This is a genomic window from Nocardia sp. NPDC060220, assembly GCF_042727815.1.
Classification (GTDB): Bacteria; Actinomycetota; Actinomycetes; order Mycobacteriales; family Mycobacteriaceae; genus Nocardia.
The window spans coordinates 1-1356 of sequence record NZ_JBHWZY010001275.1; the positions used below are offsets into that span (position 1 = coordinate 1).

Annotated in this window: 1 protein-coding gene; it reads right to left on the bottom strand. The window is 65.9% G+C overall.

Features of this window, described 5'->3' with window-relative positions; all coding sequences use genetic code 11:
- Nucleotides 1-27 precede the first annotated feature (27 nt).
- Nucleotides 28-1149: an acyl-CoA dehydrogenase family protein gene (locus ACFWF3_RS35995; protein WP_379318638.1), complete on the bottom strand. Its 1122-nt coding sequence runs from the start codon at nucleotides 1147-1149 to the stop codon at nucleotides 28-30.
- Nucleotides 1150-1356: the final 207 nt, after the last annotated feature.

Below are 1356 nucleotides of genomic sequence, written 5' to 3' on the forward strand. Positions count from 1 at the left end.
CATCCGGTGTGGATGACCCCTTGCTGCTCAGTCGAGGGGACTGTGCCCCAACAGAACTCGGCCGCTGAAGCGAGTCTGCTTCGCGCGAGGCAGTGGGTGGAATTGGCAGCCGTGGATGTCACGGTAGAGGCGTTCGAGGTCGCAGGCGCGGGAATAGCCTGCGCCGCCGGTGGTTTCGATCGCCAGGCGGACGGTGGTGATGAGGGCGTCGGCCGCGACGGTCTTGCGGCTGAGGGTGCGGGCGGCGTAGGCATCGGTGTTGGGGAAGCTCAAGTTCTCCGAGGCTGTGAACATGGCGGTGACGAGGTCCTCGGCGGTGGTGTAGGCGTTGAGCATCTCACCCGCCGACTGGACGGTGTGGGCGTCGGAACGGCCTTCCAGCAGACGCGCGGTGAGCTCGACAGCAGCGTCCGCGACACCGAGATAGGCGGCCAGCACCAGCGGAAGCGCCGCACCGATCACCACATTCAGCACCGGCGGCCACGGACCCGCCGGGCGAGTCATCGAGATCGCGGCATCGGGCACGAACACCTCGTCGAGCACGACCGTATGCGACCCACTCGCCCGCAAACCGAACGAATCCCAGGTCCTGTCGATGCTCACGCCCGCGGCGGCCAACGGGATCGCGAAATGCAGCACCTCACCGTCGCAGCGGACACTGGTGACGAGCACATCGCCCACCTCACACCCACTCGCGGGCGCCTTACGCGCACTCACCCGATACCCACCCTCGACGCGCACCGCCTGCCCGTTGGAATCGACCCAATCCGAGGCGCCGGTACTGACCAGAATCGCACCGCCGGCCACCTTCGCGAACACCGCCGAAGCGTCCACCCCATGGTTGTGCCGCCACACCTGCGCGGCCACCAGGTGTGAGTGCATCGCGAACGCGACCGCCGTCGACGGATCGTGCCTGCCGAGTTCGCGCAGGATCTCCCCCATCTCCCGATGAGAGGCGCCCCCACCGCCGAACTCGACCGGCACGAGCGCCGCGGACAGTCCGCTCGCTCGCAATCGATCGAACGCGGCGACAGAGATTTCGCCGGTGCGGTCCCGCTCAGGGACCTCGAGACGCAAGGTTTCACCGATCTCGCGGGCCACCGATACCCGGTCGGTGCTGGAAGTGGTGTCAGAAATTGTGGAAGTCATGTTTCGAAGTTAGAAAGCGCCGCGATAACCAGATAGTCCAGAAAGTGGACTCTCCCGGTCCAGAAAGTGGACCCCGTCGGTGCGACGGAGGAGCAATTGCCGACCGCTGAGGTGCCCATGACAATCACGACCGCAGGCTATGGCCAGTACTGTCCGATCTCGCGTGCTCTCGACGTGCTCGGCGAACGCTGGTCGTTGCTCATCCTG

Bases quoted from the DNA above. Each gene is read 5' to 3' on its own strand.
- ACFWF3_RS35995 (WP_379318638.1), bottom strand. From the start codon at position 1,149: ATGACTTCCACAATTTCTGACACCACTTCCAGCACCGACCGGGTATCG.